The sequence below is a fragment of the Paenibacillus sp. BIC5C1 genome, from assembly GCF_032399705.1.
In the GTDB taxonomy this organism is placed as follows: domain Bacteria; phylum Bacillota; class Bacilli; order Paenibacillales; family Paenibacillaceae; genus Paenibacillus; species Paenibacillus taichungensis_A.
Genome location: NZ_CP135922.1, coordinates 5,768,473 through 5,788,918 on the forward strand (window position 1 = coordinate 5,768,473; position 20,446 = coordinate 5,788,918).

24 protein-coding genes are annotated in these 20,446 nt (G+C 48.3%); 2 read left to right on the forward strand and 22 right to left on the reverse strand.

From position 1 onward, the window contains the following. Window position 1: 1 nt before the first annotated feature. From RS891_RS25830 to RS891_RS25865, 8 genes are all read right to left on the reverse strand, one after another. Window positions 2-301: a hypothetical protein gene (locus tag RS891_RS25830; protein WP_076290843.1), complete on the reverse strand. Its 300-nt coding sequence runs from the start codon at window positions 299-301 to the stop codon at window positions 2-4. Then, window positions 298-636: an alpha-helical endospore appendage domain-containing protein gene (locus RS891_RS25835; RefSeq protein ID WP_113056049.1), complete on the reverse strand. Its 339-nt coding sequence runs from the start codon at window positions 634-636 to the stop codon at window positions 298-300. Before RS891_RS25835 ends, RS891_RS25830 begins: the two co-directional genes overlap by 4 nt. Before the next feature lie 23 nt (window positions 637-659). Continuing rightward, window positions 660-947 carry a hypothetical protein gene (locus RS891_RS25840; RefSeq protein ID WP_063566664.1) on the reverse strand — a complete coding sequence of 96 codons (288 nt, stop codon included), beginning with the start codon at window positions 945-947 and terminating at the stop codon, window positions 660-662. A gap of 121 nt (window positions 948-1,068) precedes the next feature. Next, window positions 1,069-1,821 carry an amino acid ABC transporter ATP-binding protein gene (locus tag RS891_RS25845; protein ID WP_315793577.1) on the reverse strand — a complete coding sequence of 251 codons (753 nt, stop codon included), beginning with the start codon at window positions 1,819-1,821 and terminating at the stop codon, window positions 1,069-1,071. Beyond that, the gene (locus RS891_RS25850) at window positions 1,818-2,528 is read right to left on the reverse strand and encodes an amino acid ABC transporter permease (RefSeq protein ID WP_315793578.1); all 711 of its coding nucleotides are present in this window, start codon (window positions 2,526-2,528) and stop codon (window positions 1,818-1,820) included. The genes RS891_RS25845 and RS891_RS25850 overlap by 4 nt, the downstream gene beginning before the upstream one ends. Window positions 2,529-2,532: 4 nt before the next feature. Beyond that, window positions 2,533-3,276, reverse strand: coding sequence for an amino acid ABC transporter permease (locus tag RS891_RS25855; protein WP_113055930.1), 744 nt, complete (start codon window positions 3,274-3,276; stop codon window positions 2,533-2,535). Window positions 3,277-3,302: 26 nt separating this feature from the next. Further along, window positions 3,303-4,142 (reverse strand): transporter substrate-binding domain-containing protein, encoded by an 840-nt coding sequence (locus RS891_RS25860; RefSeq protein ID WP_113055931.1) that lies wholly within the window; start codon window positions 4,140-4,142, stop codon window positions 3,303-3,305. Between the two features lie 287 nt (window positions 4,143-4,429). Further along, a complete protein-coding gene (locus RS891_RS25865) occupies window positions 4,430-4,759 on the reverse strand; it encodes a hypothetical protein (protein WP_113055932.1) in 330 nt (109 codons plus the stop codon). A 265-nt stretch (window positions 4,760-5,024) separates the two neighbouring features. Here RS891_RS25865 and RS891_RS25870 point away from each other — a divergent pair, with 265 nt between their 5' ends. Then, window positions 5,025-5,561 carry a GNAT family N-acetyltransferase gene (locus tag RS891_RS25870; RefSeq protein WP_113055933.1) on the forward strand — a complete coding sequence of 179 codons (537 nt, stop codon included), beginning with the start codon at window positions 5,025-5,027 and terminating at the stop codon, window positions 5,559-5,561. 147 nt (window positions 5,562-5,708) lie between these two features. Here the strand turns inward: RS891_RS25870 and modB are convergent, their stop codons facing one another. Beyond that, window positions 5,709-6,392 carry a molybdate ABC transporter permease subunit gene (modB, locus tag RS891_RS25875; RefSeq protein WP_315793579.1) on the reverse strand — a complete coding sequence of 228 codons (684 nt, stop codon included), beginning with the start codon at window positions 6,390-6,392 and terminating at the stop codon, window positions 5,709-5,711. Then, entirely contained in the window at window positions 6,389-7,261 is an 873-nt protein-coding gene (gene modA / locus RS891_RS25880) for a molybdate ABC transporter substrate-binding protein (protein WP_113055934.1), read from the reverse strand. The genes modB and modA overlap by 4 nt, the downstream gene beginning before the upstream one ends. A gap of 261 nt (window positions 7,262-7,522) precedes the next feature. Between modA and RS891_RS25885 the strand changes: the two genes are divergently transcribed. Then, window positions 7,523-8,581 (forward strand): substrate-binding domain-containing protein, encoded by a 1,059-nt coding sequence (locus RS891_RS25885; RefSeq protein ID WP_315796438.1) that lies wholly within the window; start codon window positions 7,523-7,525, stop codon window positions 8,579-8,581. A gap of 145 nt (window positions 8,582-8,726) precedes the next feature. Here the strand turns inward: RS891_RS25885 and folE2 are convergent, their stop codons facing one another. The 12 genes from folE2 to opp1B form a co-directional block, all read right to left on the reverse strand. After that, window positions 8,727-9,671, reverse strand: coding sequence for a GTP cyclohydrolase FolE2 (folE2, locus tag RS891_RS25890; protein ID WP_315793580.1), 945 nt, complete (start codon window positions 9,669-9,671; stop codon window positions 8,727-8,729). Between the two features lie 45 nt (window positions 9,672-9,716). After that, the gene (locus tag RS891_RS25895) at window positions 9,717-10,049 is read right to left on the reverse strand and encodes a DUF3024 domain-containing protein (protein WP_113055936.1); all 333 of its coding nucleotides are present in this window, start codon (window positions 10,047-10,049) and stop codon (window positions 9,717-9,719) included. A gap of 27 nt (window positions 10,050-10,076) precedes the next feature. Next, entirely contained in the window at window positions 10,077-11,747 is a 1,671-nt protein-coding gene (locus tag RS891_RS25900; protein ID WP_315793581.1) for a nucleoside recognition domain-containing protein, read from the reverse strand. Continuing rightward, on the reverse strand, window positions 11,741-12,877 hold the full coding sequence (locus tag RS891_RS25905; protein ID WP_315793582.1) for an NAD(P)/FAD-dependent oxidoreductase: 1,137 nt from the start codon (window positions 12,875-12,877) through the stop codon (window positions 11,741-11,743). The genes RS891_RS25900 and RS891_RS25905 overlap by 7 nt, the downstream gene beginning before the upstream one ends. A 5-nt stretch (window positions 12,878-12,882) precedes the next feature. Continuing rightward, the gene (gene rpsN / locus RS891_RS25910; RefSeq protein WP_090904459.1) at window positions 12,883-13,152 is read right to left on the reverse strand and encodes a 30S ribosomal protein S14; all 270 of its coding nucleotides are present in this window, start codon (window positions 13,150-13,152) and stop codon (window positions 12,883-12,885) included. 29 nt (window positions 13,153-13,181) lie between these two features. Continuing rightward, window positions 13,182-14,378, reverse strand: coding sequence for a GTP-binding protein (locus RS891_RS25915; protein WP_113055939.1), 1,197 nt, complete (start codon window positions 14,376-14,378; stop codon window positions 13,182-13,184). 242 nt (window positions 14,379-14,620) lie between these two features. Then, a complete protein-coding gene (gene cntE, locus RS891_RS25920) occupies window positions 14,621-15,847 on the reverse strand; it encodes a staphylopine family metallophore export MFS transporter CntE (protein ID WP_315793583.1) in 1,227 nt (408 codons plus the stop codon). Window positions 15,848-15,873: 26 nt separating this feature from the next. Next, the gene (gene cntE, locus RS891_RS25925) at window positions 15,874-17,070 is read right to left on the reverse strand and encodes a staphylopine family metallophore export MFS transporter CntE (protein WP_315793584.1); all 1,197 of its coding nucleotides are present in this window, start codon (window positions 17,068-17,070) and stop codon (window positions 15,874-15,876) included. Next, window positions 17,067-17,831 carry an ABC transporter ATP-binding protein gene (locus RS891_RS25930; protein ID WP_315793585.1) on the reverse strand — a complete coding sequence of 255 codons (765 nt, stop codon included), beginning with the start codon at window positions 17,829-17,831 and terminating at the stop codon, window positions 17,067-17,069. The genes cntE (RS891_RS25925) and RS891_RS25930 overlap by 4 nt, the downstream gene beginning before the upstream one ends. Then, window positions 17,797-18,642 carry a staphylopine uptake ABC transporter ATP-binding protein CntD gene (cntD, locus tag RS891_RS25935; RefSeq protein WP_315793586.1) on the reverse strand — a complete coding sequence of 282 codons (846 nt, stop codon included), beginning with the start codon at window positions 18,640-18,642 and terminating at the stop codon, window positions 17,797-17,799. Before cntD ends, RS891_RS25930 begins: the two co-directional genes overlap by 35 nt. Next, window positions 18,623-19,510, reverse strand: a complete 888-nt coding sequence (cntC, locus tag RS891_RS25940) for a staphylopine uptake ABC transporter permease subunit CntC (protein ID WP_315793587.1) — start codon at window positions 19,508-19,510, stop codon at window positions 18,623-18,625. The genes cntD and cntC overlap by 20 nt, the downstream gene beginning before the upstream one ends. Then, window positions 19,510-20,442: a nickel/cobalt ABC transporter permease gene (opp1B, locus tag RS891_RS25945; RefSeq protein ID WP_315793588.1), complete on the reverse strand. Its 933-nt coding sequence runs from the start codon at window positions 20,440-20,442 to the stop codon at window positions 19,510-19,512. Before opp1B ends, cntC begins: the two co-directional genes overlap by 1 nt. Window positions 20,443-20,446: the final 4 nt, after the last annotated feature.

The window sequence follows — 20,446 nt, forward strand, 5'->3', positions numbered from 1 at the left end:
GTCAACATTCCTCCTGTATGTTCCGGACCATGCGTATCGCATATCCAGGGTCTTTGAGCCATGGTACACCAGGCTCCCCATGCTGGATTCGGGCCAATTGAATCCCCGTAACCATCCGGGACATCTCCTCTTGATAACGGCTCAGCAAACGAATGTTCTCGGCCAGACTGCGGGCGGATACTTCCGAGTGGGCAGACACGCTGGCCACACTGTCCAGAATGCGGGCGAGCGCCTGCTGACTGTGTGCAATGGACTCAATGAGGGACAGTTTCGCTTCCTGCTCACGCCGCAACAGACTCATTTTCCGAGATCCCCCATATCCATACCGCCAAACATGCCACCATCCATGCCGCCTTCTTCACCGTCACTCTGTACCATGATGGCCTTCAGGTTATTGCATAATCCGGTTTCCATTCGGGTCAATCCTTCCAGTATTTCCACCAGCTGATCATGCATTTTGAGTGGCTCTGCCACCTGATCGCTATGCGTCAGAAAAGCCTCACCATTCAAATGATTTAACGCCCAGTTCCTTACCTTCTCGGCTTCAATCGCCTTGGCCTCCAAAATCAGGGCAATATTCCACTGCATTTTTGCTGCTGCATCCAGCATCAGTATGAGACTTTGTTCTCTGCTCATGTCCATTCACCCGCCTTCCGGGCTTATTCTTCCTCTTGACCCGCCATCTCCCGCATCACCTGGGTCAGCGTTTCGGCTACGGCTTCTTCCAGGTCTGCTAGGCCTCCCAAATAGGAGATGATGCTTTTGTTGATCTGTCCCGAGCTATCCAGCAGACCGTCAACGCCATCCAGCTCCGGTTCGATATCCGGCAAATGATTAATGATTTCAGACATGCGCACAGCGACTTGACGTTTGGCATCCAGTACACGCGCAACCTGCTGGTGAGAATGTGCAATATGTGTGAGTATTTCATCGATTTTGCTCTGCATGGTCCTCCTCCTTACCGTCACGGCCTGCTTCACCCATAGAAAAACCCGGCCTATCAGCATTTGCCTGCTACAGCATATGCCGGGCCGGGATCGTCAGTTACTCCAGCTTGCGCCTATATCGTCAGATGACATAACTCCAATCGGAAGAGTATCGACTGAGGAATTGGCGGGTACGTTCCTGTTTGGGCCGCACAAATACTTCCTCCGGTGTGCCTTCTTCCACGACGGAACCCCCATCCATGAATACAACGCGATTCGCCACCTCACGTGCAAAACCCATTTCATGGGTGACCACAATCATGGTGATGCCTTCCTGGGCAATCGATCGAATGACCGACAGCACCTCACCTACAAGTTCAGGATCAAGTGCCGAGGTAGGTTCATCGAACAGAATGACCTCTGGATTGAGTGCCAGCGCACGAGCAATGCCTACCCGCTGTTGTTGTCCACCTGACAGCATGCTGGGATACTCATTAATTTTGGCGGACAGCCCTACTTGTTCAAGTACACGCAAGGCTCGTTCACAAGCATCGGCTTTGGACATTTTCTGGGCAATGATTAATCCTTCCGTTACGTTATCCAGCACCGTTTTATGTTTGAACAGATTATAGTGCTGGAACACCATCGCCGTTTTTCGCCGCAACTGCACAATGTCATGTTTGCGGGCATGCTTGCAGTCTACGGTTAATCCGCTGATCTGTACCTTGCCCTCATCGGCACGTTCAAGAAAATTCACACAGCGAAGCAATGTCGTTTTGCCAGACCCACTAGGTCCAAGAATGGCAACAACGTCCCCCTGCTCCACAGTCAGATCGATACCTTTCAACACTTCCTGCTGACCAAAAGATTTGTGTATATTCGTCAGTGATATCATGACACCCCTCCTTTGCTGTACACGGCAACTCTGCGTTCCAGCAAAGCTGTAATCCGTTCGACAATCACCGTCAGACCCCAATAGATCAATGCGGCAGCAATGAAAGCCTCCAGAAATTTCAGACTGACCGAAGCCACCACATCCGCTTTACCGAGAATATCCATCTGCGATACAGTAAACGCAAGTGTCGATCCATGCAGGAAACCAACAAACATGCTGCACAGATTCGGCAAAACCGCACCAACCGCCTGAGGTAAAATGATGCGTCTCAACGCTTGGGGGGTACTCATGCCCACGGCATGTGCAGCTTCCATCTGTCCGGTATCCACCGCCAGAATGCCGGAGCGGATAATCTCAGACATATAAGCTCCCGCAGTTAACGAGAAGGCAAATAACACAAACACTAGAATCGGAATGGAAGACGACTGAAAGGCCCAGCCGTACCGGGCTGCAAGCTTGTCGATGATCAGCGGAATCCCGTAATAGATTAGAAACAAGTGCATCAGCATCGGTGTCCCCCGAAAAAACGAAACATAGAAATCAGCGATTCGGTAGATCCAGGCTACCTTATAGATTCGAATTAAAGCAGTGACCAGACCAATGCCAAATCCTGCGATCAACGGTACAATCGTAATGACGAGTGTCAGTGGCAATGCCTTTAGAATCTGGAAAAAAGATGTGTAGATAAAGTTGATATCAATAGACATTCGCTCACCCCGCTATTCGTTTCAGGCGTTCAGCTCTTACCACTGGCCCAGGGACTTCCTTTTTACGTTCGTGACGCTGGAGTCTGCGTTCTGCGATAGCAAACCCTTTTTCAAGTACAAGCACGATAACATAGTAGACAATCGAAAGACTGATATACACTTCAAGTGCATGCGATGTAGCCGAGATCAGCGTTTGCCCCCTGCCCACCATGTCCATAACTCCAATCGAAAAGGCAAGTGACGTATCCTTTAACGAACCAATCAACGTATTCGCCATATTCGGAAAAGCAACAATGAGTGCCTGCGGAACCACGATCCGCCGAAACGACTGAAACGTGGTCAAGCCCGCAGCATAAGCTGCTTCCGTCTGACCCCTGTCCACACTGCGCACAGCTCCGCGAAAGATTTCAGCAAAGGACGCCGCATCACTTAACGCATAAGTCACGATGACGAATACCAGCGGATCGGTCCTGGACAGATCGACTCCTATGGGCTTGAGCAATTCAGGTAATCCGTAATAGACCAGAAACAACTTGATGAGAATCGGTGTGCCCCGCATAAAAGAGATGTACAGGGTAGCGAGCTGGCTCAGCACCGGAATCCGGTATAACCTCGGAACCGCCAGAAGCACACCGCCCACCAGACCGAGCACAATGGAGCCGCCCAGTACAATCAGTGTAATATGCAAATATCGCAGCAGTTCAGGCACGAAATCCAGAACCAATGACAGATCGAATGATTTACCCATAACCGTCGCTCACCTTTCTTAAGGCACTATTCCTCAACCGTGTAGTCGGCTCCCAGCCACTCTGTGCTCAATTTGCTCAATGTTCCATCTTCCTTAATTGATTTGAGCGCTTCATCAATTTTAGTTTTGAGCTCTTCCTCATCCTTGTTCAGAATGAAATACACTTTGGAGTTGGACAGGGCCTCTCCGACAGTCTTTAACTGTGCATCCACCACTTTGTTCTGATAATCGATGGCAAACTGCGTGCTGATGGTTGCAGCCACCCGGCCTGTTTTGATCTGGGTATTCGTATCTTCCCCTGCGCCGGAATACACAATGTCGATGGCGTTACCGTTCGCTGCATTCCATTTCTCAGCCAGTACAGCCGCATTACTCGTAGCGCCAACAATCAGTTTTTTACCTTTCAGATCCTCGATGGATTTTACATCCTGGTTTTTCTCGCTTACAACGATTTTATTAGGGAAAATGTTATATGCTTCATCATTAAAAAGGAACTTGGCCTGTCTCTCTTCATTCACTTCCATCTGGTGAGCGATCAGGTCTATTTTCTTCGTCTCAAGACTGAGCAGCAGATTTTTGAATTCCATTGTACTAAACTCGAATTCATATTCAGGCAATCGTTTATCAATCTCGCGGATCAGTTCTACATCGTATCCCGTCAGCTTGCCATTCTCATCAATGAAGCAAACATTCGGGAATTGAGTGCCTGTACCCACAATGATCTTCTTCACTTTATCTTGACCGGACGCAGATGCGGTATCCGATTCATTCGATGCATTGCCTGAACTGCAACCCGCCAGTACCGCCAACATAGTAATGAACAGCAATGCTGTCCGGAATTTCTGAATCCCCCATTGATTAACCATTCCCGATCTCCTCCACAGGCTGTCATTTCAGCCAATATGATGTGTACTCCCATTCCTCATCTTTGATTTAACTAACCATTCACACTTGTATAGTCGGAATTAGGTTGAACAAAGAATAGCACCGGATGTCATGCCCAGGCAATATGTATGTTAATAGGACATCCTGATAACGTTATAGAACTTCTCTATGCTTCACCCGTTCCCTGATCCAAAAGTAAACCAAAAGAAGCGACCTCCAACGGGAGATCGCTTCTTTAATTCCAGATCACTTTTATTCAAATACGCATCTATCTGCGACTAGCCCATTTAATTTTACGAGCTACCTCTATACGCTGCAGTTGCAACAGTCCGATTCGTTCTTCAAACTTTTTGCGTTCATCCGTTGAATGGGCCGCGTGAATCTGGTGGCGGAGACCTGTCAGTTTACTGTTGATATAATCAAATCTCATCCATAATTCTTCTTCAGGTGTGTGCTGCTCCGCTTCCGGCTGAAATATTTTGAGCTGGTGGATAAGGGACTGCTGCCATTCCTGATCCTCGATTTGGATGGCAAAATGCAAAAGATCCAGATAGTCGTCGATTTGCAACGATATACCGCAATCAGGTTTCGTATTCATTAGTCGTCTCTCCTTATTTCAGTTCTTGGCTGGAATCAGTTAGTTCTATTTTACAGGATAGAGCATGGTTTAGGCGAGTCCTGAAACGAGTAAAATTGGAAAAAGTTTTGTCATTTATACATATAGAAGCTTTCGATGAGCTTATAGACAGATCTGATTCGAGAATTATATTCCAACCATGAATTTCATGATAAAATAACACCAAAATATTAAACCAACTTAATAGGTTGGAATAGTATTTTTCTAATGAAGGGATGGATCGACCATGACCGAACAATACCGATTGGCTACGCTTGATGATGCCGAACAATTGCAGGCTGTTACCGTGAATGCCTATGAGACAATTCGGGCCCTGAACATTCCTTTTCCAGCCGGACACGCTACACTGGAAGTCATCCAGAATAATATTGTACAGCATGAATGCTATATTCTTGAAAAAGCAGGAGAAATCATTGCCACGGTTACCCTTGACCGAGCAGAAGATCTGCAGCGGCAAGCTATCAGTCCTTATCCATTCATCCGCTGGTTCGCGGTAAGTCCGGCCCATAAAAGTCAGGGTTACGGCTCCAAACTACTGGATTGGGTAGAACAACATATCATTCTGCAAAAGCTTGATGCCCCTGCCGTATTTCTGGCAACGGCCACCCGTCATCCCTGGCTTGCTCCCATGTATGAACGGCGGGGATATGAACCTTTCCATCACAAAACGGTACAGACACCTGAACGGCAGGAAGAGATTGTATTTATGATCAAAACGCTCGATTCTTCCCGTTATAAGACACCTTCTGTTCAAACAGGCTAAATAAATATCGGCTGGATGAACGTAAACATACATGATAACGATATACAAGGCGTGTGTAAATTAAAACCCGCTCCAAGGAAAGATTCCTTGAGCGGGTTTTTGTATGCGAATGCTAATCCTCATCACTTTCACTTTAAATAACACACATCATACCTTCCCGTCGCGCGGCTGTCTGGTTAAAAGCAGCATGATAAACGAAATGATAATAATAGAGCCGGTCCACATCCAGGCCATCGTCTGATTGCCCGAATCCACAGCAACATAGATCGCAGTGGGTACGGTTTGCGTTTTCCCCGGAATATTACCTGCGATCATGAGTGTGGCCCCGAATTCTCCCAGTGCACGGGCGAATCCCAGGATGAATGCCGTCATCAACGCTCTCCCTGCAAGCGGAAGTGAGATATAACGAAATACCTGCCATTCATTCGCGCCTATGGAGCGGCCTGCATCTTCCAGGTCCTTATCAATCCCGCTAAAACCGGATTTCATCGTCTGATATACCAATGGGAAAGCAACCACCACTGAGGCAATCACGGCAGCCCACCAGGAGAAAATTACAGGTGCGGAGAAGATGGCTTCAATCCACTGTCCTAGCACGCTCTTACGCCCCAGTAACACGAGCAATATGAATCCGACCACTGTCGGCGGGAGCACCAGTGGGAGCATAAATGCCGTTTCCAGAAAAATTTTGCCACGGAACGAGGTACGCGACATCTTCCAGGCCACAGCAATGCCAAACACTGCTGCGATCACACTGGACAACAGCGCAACCTGAAGGGAAAGACGAATCGGTGGCCAAAATACCGCCCAGTCTATTGCACTCACATTCATTCCGGAATGGAGAACCCGTACTTGGCAAATACCTCAAGCACTTCAGGCGTTTGCAAATACGTGTAGAATTGTTCTGCTTCTGTCCGGTGCTTCGTACCTTCAATAATCCCTACTGGATAATTGGCTGGTGTATAGCTGTTCTTGTCTACTTCAAAAGCAATTTTCACCTGATCAGAAGTGAGTGCATCCGTTTTGTACACAAACCCCGCATCCGCATTGCCTGTTTCTACATATTGCAGAACCTGTCTGACATCCTTGCCCTGTACAAGCTTGCTTTCCAGCTGATCCCATAGTTTGGCATTGGTCAGCGCTTCCTTGGCGTAGGTTCCTGCAGGCACACTTTCCGGTATACCAATCGCTACGGTCTTGATGGAATCAGCCGTCAGATCCTTCTCACTTGTTACAGTATCTGAGCTATCCGATGGAATGATGGCTACCAATGAATTTTGCAGCAAATTTTTCTGATCGCCGGATGCAATCAATTTCTCATCCACGAGCGCGTTCATATTTTTGGTCGCAGCCGATACAAAAACATCTGCTGGCGCACCTTGTTCAATCTGCTGTTGCAATGCACCGGATGCACCAAAGTTGAAGTTAAGCTCCACATTGGGATTCGCGGCTTCAAAATTCGTTTCAATTTCCTTCATGGCATCCGTGAGACTGGCTGCCGCTGAGATCGTTAGCTCCACCTTTTCCTGAGGATCTGTTGCCCCAGCCGTTGAACTCTCACCTGATGTCGCAGGTGCTGAACCCGTTTGTTCCGTAGCTGTGGATGAATCTGTACTCTCCGTATTTGCACCGCAACCGGCCAATACGAGAGCCAGTCCAAGTGACATACTCCCCAACACATATCCAATACTCTTTTTCATCTACTTCTCCCCCGATGTTATGTTTAGGTATAACTAGATATAATTAATTATATTTCATTATACATAAGATCATTGAAATAGGAAGGTAGTCTTTAACTCATCCGTTGAAGGGTAAGCCGTCTATAACTGAATTGTGGTGGGCGAGTTTATCCCCTCTGGCTGTTAATGGTATAGTACAAGAGACCCCGCGTTTATCCGGGACGATAAGCGTTGATGAACGAAACGTTATATGATCTGCACCTTGAAGGAGGATCTTCACTGATGACGGAGGAGCAATCCTATACCACCGAAGAAATATCCAAGCTACTTAAAATATCCAAACTGACAGTTTACGATCTAATCAAAAAGGGAGACCTCGTCGCTTATCGCGTCGGCAAACAAATGCGAGTTGACGCTACCGATCTGGAGGCTTATAAACAGCGCTCCAAGCAGCTTCAATCACCAGCGCACCGGGCCGCTGTGGATTCAGTTCACCCCTCCGAATCTTATACCGGGATAGGGAGTGACCAGACCAATCATACCGTTCATCCCACTGCAAGTGCTACGCCTCCATCCAGAGCGACATTCGCAGCTTCTTCTTCCACGACGGGCAACCCTTCGTCAGCCTATTCGGCTCGTCATCTGGTCATTACGGGACAAGATGTCAGCCTTGATATTCTGATGCGATATATGGAAAAGCACACACGGGATATTCGTCCACTCCGTTCGTTCATGGGCAGCCTTGATGGCTTGATCTCCATGTACCGCGGGGAATCCGATCTGGTCAGTACCCATCTGCTGGATGGAGATACAGGAGAGTATAATTTGCCCTACATTCGCAAAATCCTGATTGGCTGGTCGTATGTCGTCGTGAATCTGCTGACACGACCTGCCGGGCTGTACGTTCAACGCGGTAATCCGCGGGGCTTGCAGAACTGGACAGATCTGAATCAGCCTGAACTACGATTAGCTAACCGGGAGAAAGGTTCGGGGGCACGTGTATTGCTGGATGAACAATTGCGTCTACATGGTATCCCTGCTTCCCAGCTAATTGGATATGACGTGGAAGAAACCAGTCATATGGGTGTAGCAGCCAAGGTCAGTTCCGGTGAAGCCGATGTAGGAATCGGCAGCGAGAAGGCTGCACGACTTGTCGGTCAAGTTGATTTTATTCCACTTGTTCAGGAACGTTATGATCTGGTGATGCTCAAGAAACAGGGGAACGAAGCGTGGATCGAATCGGTGCTGCGCATTCTGCAATCACCGGAATTCAGGCATGAACTGCAATCATTCGAAGGATATGATGTATCCCGAACGGGTGAAATTTTGTACGAAGTCTAGCACAATGACACTTGGATTGCTCATAGGATCGCAAAAGAAAAACAGAAGAACCGCCGCTGAAGCTCTGACGGTGGTTCTTCTGTTTTCTCTTCATTTTGTAATGTGATATAAAATGAAATGAATTCCACTAGCCCTCACACTATCGTTATTTCGACTTGTCATATACGATACGAGCTACGGCATCATGCTGATGAATGGACTCTTCATTTTTGCAGTCGACCTTAAATTTATTCACCCAGTGCTTCTCATACAGATCTGCCGCTACCAGCCTGACGATATCTTCCACAAATCGCGGGTTCTCATATGCACGTTCCGTGACCTGTTTCTCATCAGGCCTTTTGAGTATGGGATAAAGACAGCTGCTTGCATTGGATTCGGCCACATTCAGCAGCTCTTCCTTCCAATAGCCCGGCAGTGCTTCTCCCGGGTTGGCTTGTACCTGGATACGCAATAACCCCCGCTGGTTGTGCGCGCTATATTCGCTGATCTCCTTCGAGCATGGGCATAACGTCGTGACCTGTATATGTAAACCTGTTCTCAGAACAGGGGATTTTCCAGCTTCCCAGATCACATGAACCGTAGCCAAAGAATGATTGAGTCCAGACAAACCGGTTACGGGTGCGGTTCGGTCGTAGAACCAGGGATAGGTCACTTTCAGCTCTGCCTTCGGCTGATTCATCTGTTCGGCCATCTGCTGCGTCAACGCAATCAGATCGGGAATCCGGTCACTCAGCCCTTCACTGCGACTGTGTTGAAGCTGCTCCATCAAGCGGCTCATGTTAATGCCTTTCGATTCGCGATCCAGCGAAGTCGTCAGCCGGAACGTTCCGATGCTGGACAAGCGAACGGGATCTTTGGCCGAAATGACACCCAGGGGATACTTCACCTGATCAATACCCACTTGTTGCAACTCAAACAGGAAATCATTTTTGCTATTCTGCAAATCCTGCATCTCTTCTTTTTGCACAGGTTTATCGCCCTGTATCGGATCAACGGAGCCGAATAACCGCAAGCGCTCGGCTTTATCCGGCATGATAAAAGAATCGTTCGCTACTCGGCTAATGCTGTTATTCTGTTGTACCTTTTGCATTACTAACCCTCCCTCCAGCACATATTTGCGTTAAAAACCGCGCATTCAGCGCCAGAACAGACCCGCTTCGTCCCGCTCAACCTGCTCCAGCAAAGCTTCAAAATCAGGACAAGGCTCAATAATGTCTACCACATTCCAGCTGCTGTGTTCGTCTTTGGCATATACCTTCCACTGATTCTCTTCCCAGTAAAATCGGGCAATATGCAGTTTGTCCCACTGATATCGTTCTTCAGCGGGCCTTTCCTCGGTCAAAATCAGTTCATTGTCATTCATCTCATACGTTAATTTCACCATGGTGCGCAGTGGTGCCGGGACCTTCTCATGGATATAACCGTTCATCACCGATTGAATTCTCCGAATGGTAAACGAGTCCAGCATGGAGATCACACCCTTTCATCAACATCGTTATGCAATCCAGTTCCACAGCCATGCCAGTACAAATGCACTGCCCAGTGACGTTACGAGCTGTTTGCCTGCCAGTTGCATGGCAAAGACTGCTCCCAACTCCTTGCGAATGGTCCACATCGTCACCAGACATGCCGTTAACGTGGAAGCCAGATACACAAGAATAAACAGCTGCCCGCCGCTCAAGTCGTCAACGAAGGAACCCTGATCCTGATTCAGCACCAACAACCCGTCTTTTCGCAAAATGGAAAACAAAATGCCGCCCGCGGCATCGCCCGGCAGATGAAAGATCGCAAGTGTCGGCGTCAACGCCCCAGTCAGAACAGACAGCACCTCCGTCTGTTCCAGCAGCGTAGCCACCACACAAATACCGATGAAAATAGGCATCGCCTGCACGAGAAACTGTTTCATGACAGACCGAACGCGCCAGCTTACAGAGCGCCATGATGGCTTTTGCAAAAAGGTACGTTTGGCATGTAACGGGAGTGTGTCATCCAGCCGATTTCGATTCCACAGACGTGTATGAATTGCGCCCGCAAGTACCAGTACAAGCATATAAGGAAAGAACAGCCACGGCTTTCCTCCGGAACTGAATATGGATAGAGAAGCCCCAATCTGGTAGCTGCACGCAGAACCAAAGGAAATCATGGAGACACAGGACTTTCGTGTACAGGAGCTGCACGTACGACTCTGGAACACAGCCACGACATTGCAGCCAAAACCGCTGAGAACCGGAATCAGATCCTTGCCGTTCAAGCCTATTTTGCGCATCCACCCATCCAGCGAGTCGGTAATCCGGTCTTTCAGTCCGCTCTCCTCCGTCACCGCCACACTGATCCCAATCAGAAATACGACCGGAAATGCCCAGATAAACGAATACAATCCCAGACTGATTATGCCGTAATCTCCGAGCATTATAGCTTGCAGCGGTTTCCAAAATCCCGCAGTCATACGATGGAGTGGTTCAAGTATCCAGACATCTGCGAGCAGTTGTATCCAGCCGGAGAACAGATAAGCCACATACACTGGAGCTGCAAATAAAAATGCCAGTGCAGCCAAAGCCACAAAACGCCCCCATACCGTATGCTCAAACATCGTTGTCTGCGGTTCGATTACAGGGGATTCAGGTGGTGATTCGAACTCCGGATGCCTCTTGATGGGTCTGGCGGCAATAACCGCCCGGCATATCAGGTCCTGTGCGTTTCCGTCCATTTCCCTTGTATTGAGCGCCAGAACGGAAATACCCAGACCTTTACGGTAATAGTCAGCCTGAGCCGATAATCCGGGACCGCATTTGTCGGCAAACGTAAGCACCAGTACAGCATTTTTGCCTGTGACATCCAGCATGCCCAGCAGTAAAGGCAGTTCCTGTACCACATCTGTTCCGCGGATGACCAGGATCACTGTATCGCCGGCTGCGAGCTGTTTTAACGTCAGCATGGTCGTGACACTGTCATCCTTGATCCGGATTCCAGGTGTATCGAGCAGTTCAAGCTGATGCGCAAGCAACTCCGACCTGCGGACGGTCACCGTGGAGCCCCGAACATTGGATTCCTCCCCTGTATCTCTGCCCGTAAGTCCTCGAAACAGAGCCGATTTGCCAGCGGATTCGAAGCCAACCAGCACCACTTTACGAAGTTTTTCGGGTTGTTCCACAACCGAATTCAGCATGTGCAGTCTTCACCGCAGCAGGACAGATCATCAAGAAACATGCCTTCTTTGCGATAGGTTTCCAGGGGAGCCAGATCCAACCCAAGTCTCTCACCCATGGCCTGGGCCACAACCGCAAAGCGCTGTCTGAATTTATAAATGAAGCAAAATTGGAGTTGACCATGCATGACCTGTGGTCCAGTAATAAACAGTCCGGGGGCAATCGTCGATTCATCCGCCGCTCCCAATTGCAGCTGACCTTCCTTGTTGCGCTCAACGAGATTCTCAATCAGGTGCAGACTGCTGCGGAACCCGGTCGCCAGAATAGGAGCCTGACCAGTCTTAAGCAAGTGGGACTCTCCGGAATCGTTCTCGCAATAGAGAACATAACCGCCCGGTTCATCCGGTTCAATCCACTTGACTTCATAACCTTGCATCATGTTTATTCGCTTATCCATCATCGCCGCGCGCAGGCGATCCTTCGTATAGGGGCTTAGTTCCACACTTGGATCACTGCTGCCTTTGGCGAGTCCTCGTCCATTCCGGTCGATTACCGTTACGTTTTTCCCCAGTTTACTCAAGTGAATGGCTGCATCCACACCGCTCTCATAGCCACCAACGATGACACATTCATCTCCCTGGACCACCGTCCAGCTGGAGAATAAACTGCTGTGCACACCATACTCAGCCCCAGGAAACAGGTCCAGTCTCGGATATTGAAACTCTCCTGCTGCCCAGATGACATAGCGTGCGCGCACTTGTCCAATGGATGTCACGACCTGGAAACCATTTTCCTCCGGGATAACCTCCGAAACGTCTACTCCCGTTTGCACAGGCAATTTCTTAAACTGGCTCACCACCTGCAAATACTTCGCATACTCCAACCCTGTCGGATGTTCTGTTCCCAGTGTGTACGCCGGAGACGTATTCAAAGCCACTGCATTCAGATCCATCATGCCATAGGCATTGCTTGTGAACGAAGGGGTGATCAGACGCATTTCCTCCGGCCACGCCAGAAAAGTTGCCCCCACCTCACTGCGTTCCAGCACGGTAAAACGAGGCATTCCCAGATCCTGCAGGACAGAGGCCATGCCGATTCCGGCTGGCCCCCCTCCCACAATTACACAATCATAATCAAATAAATCATGCATGTGTCTTACCAGCTTGACTTTGTGACGCCCGGAATTTGCCCTTGATGAGCCAGCTCACGGAACACAATCCGTGATACCTTGAACTTGCGCAAATATCCTCTCGGGCGGCCTGTCAGTTCACAGCGATTTTTCAATCGGGTCGGTGAAGCATTGCGCGGCAGTTTCTGCAACGCTTCATAATCGCCTTTTTCTTTCAGTTCCCGGCGCAGCTCCGCATATTTGGCTACAATTGCCTGACGTTGTTTTTCACGTACCACTTTTGATTTTTTGGCCATGGTTTACAGCTCCTTTTATGAATTAATTTTTATACGACTTCAACTGGCCAAGGCAGAGGATTGTCGAACTGCCCCCAGTCGGCCTGCATTTCTTCATCACTAAGCAGACATTGGTCAAGTTCGTCTTCAATGATCGCGCGCTCCATTTCAATCCCGATCATGACCAGCTCGGTCTGACGGTCTCCCCACTGTGCATCCCACTTTTCCAGTACATCTGGTTCCGTACGCAAAATTTCTTCCTTGTCCGCTTCCGGCAATGCCGCAACCCAATGTCCGGCAGGGCCAAACTGAATCGACGATCCCGCCTGACTCAGACTTGCAGCCACATCCCCTTCGGCCGCGAGCCAGACCAGCCCTTTTGCACGCACTACTTCTTCCGGCCAGTAGCTCATGAATTCAGCCAGACGAGAAGGATGGAATGGCTTCCGACGACGATACACGAAGGAGCCAATACCATATTCCTCGGTCTCCGGAGTATGTGATTCCTTCTCCAGCTCCTGAATCCATCCGGCAGACATGCTTGCTTTCTCGAAGTCGAAGAGCCCTGTATTCAGAATTTCAGATGGGTTGACCTGTCCGTTCATGGTCCGAATGATTTTGGCGTTGGGCTGAAGTTTGCGGATGACACCTTCAAGTTTGTTCAGCTCCACGTCATCGACCAGATCACATTTGTTCAGCAGAAGGACATCACAGGTCTCGATTTGATCAATCAGCAAATCCACAACATCGCGGGTATCTTCCTCACCTGTGGCCTGGTTCCGATCCAGCAGGCTCTGACCTGAAGCAAAATCATGCCAGAATCGATGGGCATCCACGACGGTTACCAAACAATCCAGCTTCGCCAGATCGGTCAGATCAATACCCGATTCTTCGTCGGCATATGTAAAGGTCTGCGCTACCGGCACAGGTTCACTGATGCCTGTGGATTCAATCAGGATATAATCAAACCTGCCTTCGTTCACCAGCTTCTCAATCTCCTGCATCAGATCATCCCGCAAGGTGCAGCAGATGCAGCCATTGGACAGCTCCACCAGCTTTTCTTCGGTACGCGACAATGTCGCCTCACCCTTCACCAGAGCGGCATCGATATTCACCTCACTCATGTCATTAACGATGACCGCGACCTTGAGCCCTTGTCGATTGTGCAGTACGTGATTAAGAACGGTTGTTTTACCTGAACCGAGGTAACCGCTAAGAACAGTTACCGGAACCTGCTTTTGTGTCATGTGTATCTACTCCTTATAGTTGTGGTCCATATGCCTCTGACCTTAATAGTAATTATTACGATTAACAACAATGACTATAATCCTGTTGAACGATGATGTCAAATCATTTTTAATGAAAAATCGAAAAAACCTCGCCCAAAAAAGGCCTATGGCCTGTTTCCTGTAGCTTCGCATCATAATGATACGTCTCCAGAAAAGTCAGTCCATACGCCTTTAACTTTTTTCTTATAGATGCCGTACAATCACGCCGTCACCACAGATTTAGCCCTATTGCCGGCTTCCATTCGTTGCCTGAAAGCCACAACAAGAATCATGGCTGCAACAGATAGCAGCGTGCAGATTGTAAACATGGTGGAATACGAGCTTATTTGTACAATTAGTCCCATCGCAAGTCCACCCAGAGAGAAGCCCAGATCATACGAGGACATGAAAATACCCATCAGTACATATCGAGAATCGGCAGGCAACACAAATGATAAATAAGTGGTTAATGTCGGGTACAACAATGCCACGGCGAACCCACTGAACACCGCAGACAGGTATACTAACGGACCGATCGTCTCCGACAGAGCGAGCAGTTGGGTTCCCAGTGCCGCACATAACAGCAGCCCGGCCATCAGCCACGTATTCCAGCTGCCGTCGGAAGGGATTTTTTTACGCAGAATGAATCTGCACAAGATGACGACCAGTCCCTGGATAGTTAAAAATACACCCGCACTCGCCTTCCCAGTCGATACCATATACAACGGAAGAAAGGTCGCCGTGGCCCCAAATACACATGAAGCAAACAGCATAACTAAACTGCTGATCAACAGTGGTGTGCTGCGCCAGTTGCCGCCGAATGACCGCACCATATCGCCGAGCGCATACGATTTATTCTGTACTGTGCTTCGGGGCAAGTCCACGCTATAGCCGATCAGGAGCGGAAAAGCCGCCAAACCGATCATTAGCAAAGTAAACCAGATATCGCTGGCAATTTCCCAGATCTGGATGGCGAGTATAGGAATGACCAGAGAGGGGACCATCGTAAAAAGGGTATACATGGACAATCCCTGAGCCCGGTCCTTGTCCTCCAGCTTTTCCACAATGCCAGCCTGCATCGTCATGGAAAAGAACGCCGTGGCTACACCTTGCAAAGCCCGCAGCCACAAATACGTTTCCACACCCAACACAACAAACAACATCAATGTTGCGGCATGCAAAATCAACAGCCACTTCATGACAAGAAGCGGACCGTAACGCCCCAGAAGCTGCGCTGCAAAAGGCCTTAAAAGCATACACGTAAACATGTACGCCCCCATCATCAGACCAATCTCGGCCTGATTCAATCCTGCTGCTTCACTCCGCAAAGGCAGTATAATCGTCAACGCCGAATTCGCGGCAAAAAATAAAAAGGCCAACAGATAAAACCGGATAAATGAAAAGGATACCGGGTTTAATTTGCCGTTCGCCGTTACAGAAGACCTCAAACCGTTATCCCCACTTTCTTCTGGTGTTAACGCACAGACATATCTGTGACTGGTTTCCTTCGTTCATAGGCAAAAGCAATCATGACCGCCCCCAGGATAGCACAAATCATATACATAAACGAATAGGAGGATAGATCAGCGAGCGGTCCCATCAACACACCGCCCAGAGATACACCCAGATCTGCAGTTGCAATAAATAAACCGATTAACACATTTCGATTCAACTGCGGCAGCACAAAAGATAAATAGGTGGTTAACGTCGGATAGAGAATGGATTGAGCGATACCCATCAAGATGGCCCCCACATACAGAAGGACAGCACCTCCTGTGATTGCCCAGCTTACACATAGTGCGGCTAATGCCAATAGCAGCATCGTTCCCATAATAAAAGGTGCATGCCACCTGCCATCGGAGGGGATTTTTTTGCGTAACCATATCCGGGCGAGCACAACGGTTCCTGCCTGAAGCATCAGATAGACACCCGCATTGCCGCTTGGCAATTGACTTGTGTACAGGGGAATAAAGGTCGTGATGGCCCCAAACACAACGGAAGCACTTAGCATCAGTACACTGCATTTAAACAAAAACGGATTTTGCACCAACTGACGAAAGGATTGAAACATGCTTACAGTCTGCTCTGATGAATTTTCAGCACGATGCTGCTCATTGCTCTTGTCCATCCTGGCGGTATACCCGAAGACGCCTGTACAGATAGCAATACCGACGAGCACAACCGTAAAATAATCCATGCCGCCTGTCTGCCAGATCCCTAGCGCCAAGACAGGTCCCACAATGCCGGGGATATAACTAAACAACGAATAATAAGATATGCCCTGGGAACGGTCTTTCTCCGGCAAGGCATCAATAATGCCAATCTGCAGAGCCATGGAAAAGAAAGCCGTCGATACCCCCTGTAAAATACGAGCCACCAGATAGCCCCCGAGACCGGTAAACGTGTATAAAATCAAGGCAAAACCATTGGTAATCAGAATAAAACGCAGGACTTTAATCGGCCCGCGCTTTTGAATAATGCGTCCGGCCCATGGCCTGAAAAACATGGTTGTGAACATATAGGCACCCATAATCAGCCCAATGGTTGTACTGCTCGCCCCCAAAGATTCACCCTGTAAAGGAATAATGACATTAAGAATTGCATTTGCACTAAAATACAGAAGAACCAGGATGTACAAACGCAGAAACGGCCATGACATCGCTCCACTCATCCCTGATCCTCCCCCTGAAACGTAATTAAACAGGTTAATAATCTCCTGGCATAATCGGACTGAACATCCTTCAGCTGCTCAATAGGCACCATTTCCTCAATCTGACCGTCCCTGAAAATAATAACTCTGTCACAAATATAGGCTGCCGCCTGAATATCATGCGTAATGAACACATAGCTCATCTGATAGAATTGCTTTAATTCTTTTAACAACTGCAGCACCTGAATCTGCACAGACACGTCCAGAGAACTGATAGCTTCATCGAATACAATGCATTGGGGTTCAGTAGATATGGCTCTCGCAATACATACTCTCTGAGCCTCTCCACCGGATAGTTCATGCGGATATTTGAGCCTGTAGGACGAATCTAATCCCACTTGATGCAACAACGTATCCACCTTGATTTGCATATCGGCTTCCACTTTTTTATGAGCCTTCAAAGGCTCCATAATGGCTTCCTCCACCGTGAGAAATGGATTAATGGAGGACGTGTAATTTTGAAATACTGCACTGATGCTGCCCCTTCTCACGCGGCGATCATTCACATTTTTTCCCTCGAATAAAATACGCCCGCGATCAGGTTTTTCAATGCCCAGGATGAGACGTCCCAATGTCGACTTGCCACTTCCACTTTCACCGATGATCCCGAGACATTCGCCATGCTGACATTCAAATGCAACTCTTTTCAACACCTGCTGCCTTTGTTTGGAGAACAATCCGCCTTGTTTATAGGACTTTTCTATCCCATCCACCTTGAGCATTTGTATCCCCTCCCTGCATTAATTTCCTGAAATGATTGCTCAGCTCCAACCGGGTGGAAATCAAATATTGAGTATAGGCATGCTTCGGCTTCTTAAAAACAGAACGAATAGGCCCACTTTCGACAATGGCACCGTCTTTCATGACCATCACTTCATCTGCAATCTTCTGGACCACACCGAGGTCATGGGATATAAAAAGCATGGAACACCCCATCCGTTCGCGTAATTGAATCAATTGTTCAACCACCTCATATTGAGAGATCGTATCCAGCGCTGTTGTGGGTTCATCCGCAATGATCAAATCCGGCTCCAACACGAGTGCCAATGCAATCATGATTCGCTGCAACATGCCACCGGATAGCTGATGTGGATATTGATTCAGAATTTCCTGCGGATTCTTTAACATGACACTTTCCATGGCGCTTATGATCTTCCGTTCGCTCTCTTTGTTATTCCAGTCGAAATGCGTCTGTAGCGTCTCCCGCATATGGACACCGATTACACAAGAAGGATCAAATGCACTCATGCCATTTTGCAAAATCATGCACAGGTTTTTGCCTCTTCTTCGTCTCATCTCTTGTTCAGAAAGCTGGCTCATGTCCTCGCCTTTGAAGAGAATCGTTCCGGATTGGCGAATCCAGGGTTTATTCAAACGCATAATGGACCTGCATGTGACGGACTTGCCACTTCCGCTTTCTCCGACAATGGCCAGACAGCTTCCTTGTTTGACCTGAAATGAACTGTTATGAATAATGACCTTGTCCGTATTGGCATCCCAAATCCTCAAATTTTCAACTTCTACTATATTCATAAACGGCTTTTCCCACCTCTTTTTTATAAAGCCTGCCTTGGGAAGTCATTAATTTGGGGTCCAAAGCAACCTGAAGCGCATCCGATAAAAAGTTAAAGGCCGATACGACAAGCACAATGGCTAGTCCAGGTGCCAGCATTAACTCCGGCCTCGAGAACATGACTTCCCTTGTCTCATTCAACATCATCCCCCATTCGGCATGAGGGGCCTGGATTCCCAAACCCAGAAAAGAAAGTCCCGAGATCTGCAGCATCATCGAACACATGGAACCACTGGCAATCACCGCAATATCGGCAAATGTAACCGGAACAATATGCCTGGTTATAATTCTAAAGCTGCCGATGCCAGAGGCTTTGGCAAATTTCACATACTCCATCTCGGAGAACTGCATTACGGATGTTCGAATGACGCGGGCAAACCAAGCCCATTTCATGACCACAAACGCAATCAGAATATGTTCAAGTCCCGCACCCAAAATGCCGACCACCGCCAGGGTCATGACGTATCCCGGGAAAGAAAGCATCACATCACAAAGTCTCATGATCCAGGCATCTGTCTTCCCCTTAAAGTACCCTGCGATAAATCCGACGACAGCTCCGACCAGAACAGATATCAGTAAGGCAACCAAAACCCATAGCACGCTGGGACGAATTCCATAAATGAGTCTGGATAACACACATCTGCCCAAATGATCATTTCCTAACCAATAATTCCAGGAGGAAGTAGCATATCGAAGTTTCATATTCACTTCCTCCGGGTCATGGGGTGCACACAACGGGGCAAATATGCCCATAGCAACAATGATCACAATGACAGCCAGCGATGTCATCGCAAGTTTGTCTCTACTCAAATTTCTTAATAATCGCATTAGAGATCCTTTCTTAATCGGGGATTCATCGCCGCATTGATCACGTCAGAAATCGTATTAAACAGCACAAAGGTTACGGCCAAAATAAGAACATACGCCTGAATGATCGGGAAATCCCGATTAAGGATCGACCGCACGCTTAATCTTCCGAGTCCCGGCCAGGCAAACACATTTTCAATCACGACGGTACTGCCCAGTACGATGGGAATCGCCATGCAAAATATGGATACCGCCACTTGCAGCGAATTACGCAAAATATGCAGAGTTACCTTCCGTTCACTCAAGCCGCTTGCCCTGCCATAGAGCACGTAATCCTCATTCATGTTGCTTAACATGGAACTCCGGACCGTCCTAAAATAAATGCCTGTATAACTCACCGTGATTACAATCACCGGCAGAATATAACTCTTCAACGAATCCATTCCGCTCGTAGGCAGCAAGTCCAGCTTGACGGACAAGTACCAGATCAGGATGGCTGCGAGCCAGTAGGATGGCATAGCCGTCAGGATAAACGATAGGCCTCTGACTGATTTATCGACGACTTTCCCTTCTCTCATGGCACAGATCACACCCAGAAGAATGGAGAATCCAATAATGAACACTGATGATACCAGCGTTAATTTTAAAGTATTCAGGAAGGCAGGGCCCACCAGAGACCACACCGGTTCACCGGATACATACGAGCTGCCAAAATCAAATTGCATACAGGCAATTAACCAATTCACATACTGAATGACGAAAGGTTTATCGAACCCCAATGCCTCATTCGTTTGGGCGATTAATTCATCCGTAATCTGAGGAACCTCCTGTGCCTGTAATACAACTACGGCGGGGTCCAGAGGCGAAAGGTTAATAAGTACAAATGTGATCAATGAAATGACGAACAGCAAGGGTATGGCGAGCAATATCCGTTTGACTATATAACTTCCCATATCC

Coding starts and splice junctions, on each gene's coding strand:
- RS891_RS25905 (WP_315793582.1), bottom strand. CDS start 12,877: ATGCATGATTTATTTGATTATGATTGTGTAATTGTGGGAGGGGGGCCA.
- folE2 (WP_315793580.1), bottom strand. CDS start 9,671: ATGCAAAAGGTACAACAGAATAACAGCATTAGCCGAGTAGCGAACGAT.
- cntE (WP_315793584.1), bottom strand. CDS start 17,070: ATGAGTGGAGCGATGTCATGGCCGTTTCTGCGTTTGTACATCCTGGTT.
- RS891_RS25895 (WP_113055936.1), bottom strand. CDS start 10,049: ATGCTGGACTCGTTTACCATTCGGAGAATTCAATCGGTGATGAACGGT.
- RS891_RS25860 (WP_113055931.1), bottom strand. CDS start 4,142: ATGGTTAATCAATGGGGGATTCAGAAATTCCGGACAGCATTGCTGTTC.
- RS891_RS25930 (WP_315793585.1), bottom strand. CDS start 17,831: ATGCTCAAGGTGGATGGGATAGAAAAGTCCTATAAACAAGGCGGATTG.
- cntC (WP_315793587.1), bottom strand. CDS start 19,510: ATGCGATTATTAAGAAATTTGAGTAGAGACAAACTTGCGATGACATCG.
- RS891_RS25845 (WP_315793577.1), bottom strand. CDS start 1,821: ATGATATCACTGACGAATATACACAAATCTTTTGGTCAGCAGGAAGTG.
- modB (WP_315793579.1), bottom strand. CDS start 6,392: ATGAATGTGAGTGCAATAGACTGGGCGGTATTTTGGCCACCGATTCGT.
- RS891_RS25865 (WP_113055932.1), bottom strand. CDS start 4,759: ATGAATACGAAACCTGATTGCGGTATATCGTTGCAAATCGACGACTAT.
- rpsN (WP_090904459.1), bottom strand. CDS start 13,152: ATGGCCAAAAAATCAAAAGTGGTACGTGAAAAACAACGTCAGGCAATT.
- RS891_RS25855 (WP_113055930.1), bottom strand. CDS start 3,276: ATGGGTAAATCATTCGATCTGTCATTGGTTCTGGATTTCGTGCCTGAA.
- RS891_RS25850 (WP_315793578.1), bottom strand. CDS start 2,528: ATGTCTATTGATATCAACTTTATCTACACATCTTTTTTCCAGATTCTA.
- RS891_RS25830 (WP_076290843.1), bottom strand. CDS start 301: ATGAGTCTGTTGCGGCGTGAGCAGGAAGCGAAACTGTCCCTCATTGAG.
- cntD (WP_315793586.1), bottom strand. CDS start 18,642: ATGAATATAGTAGAAGTTGAAAATTTGAGGATTTGGGATGCCAATACG.
- RS891_RS25840 (WP_063566664.1), bottom strand. CDS start 947: ATGCAGAGCAAAATCGATGAAATACTCACACATATTGCACATTCTCAC.
- RS891_RS25915 (WP_113055939.1), bottom strand. CDS start 14,378: ATGACACAAAAGCAGGTTCCGGTAACTGTTCTTAGCGGTTACCTCGGT.
- RS891_RS25900 (WP_315793581.1), bottom strand. CDS start 11,747: ATGCTGAATTCGGTTGTGGAACAACCCGAAAAACTTCGTAAAGTGGTG.
- RS891_RS25885 (WP_315796438.1), top strand. CDS start 7,523: ATGACGGAGGAGCAATCCTATACCACCGAAGAAATATCCAAGCTACTT.
- opp1B (WP_315793588.1), bottom strand. CDS start 20,442: ATGGGAAGTTATATAGTCAAACGGATATTGCTCGCCATACCCTTGCTG.
- RS891_RS25870 (WP_113055933.1), top strand. CDS start 5,025: ATGACCGAACAATACCGATTGGCTACGCTTGATGATGCCGAACAATTG.
- RS891_RS25835 (WP_113056049.1), bottom strand. CDS start 636: ATGAGCAGAGAACAAAGTCTCATACTGATGCTGGATGCAGCAGCAAAA.
- modA (WP_113055934.1), bottom strand. CDS start 7,261: ATGAAAAAGAGTATTGGATATGTGTTGGGGAGTATGTCACTTGGACTG.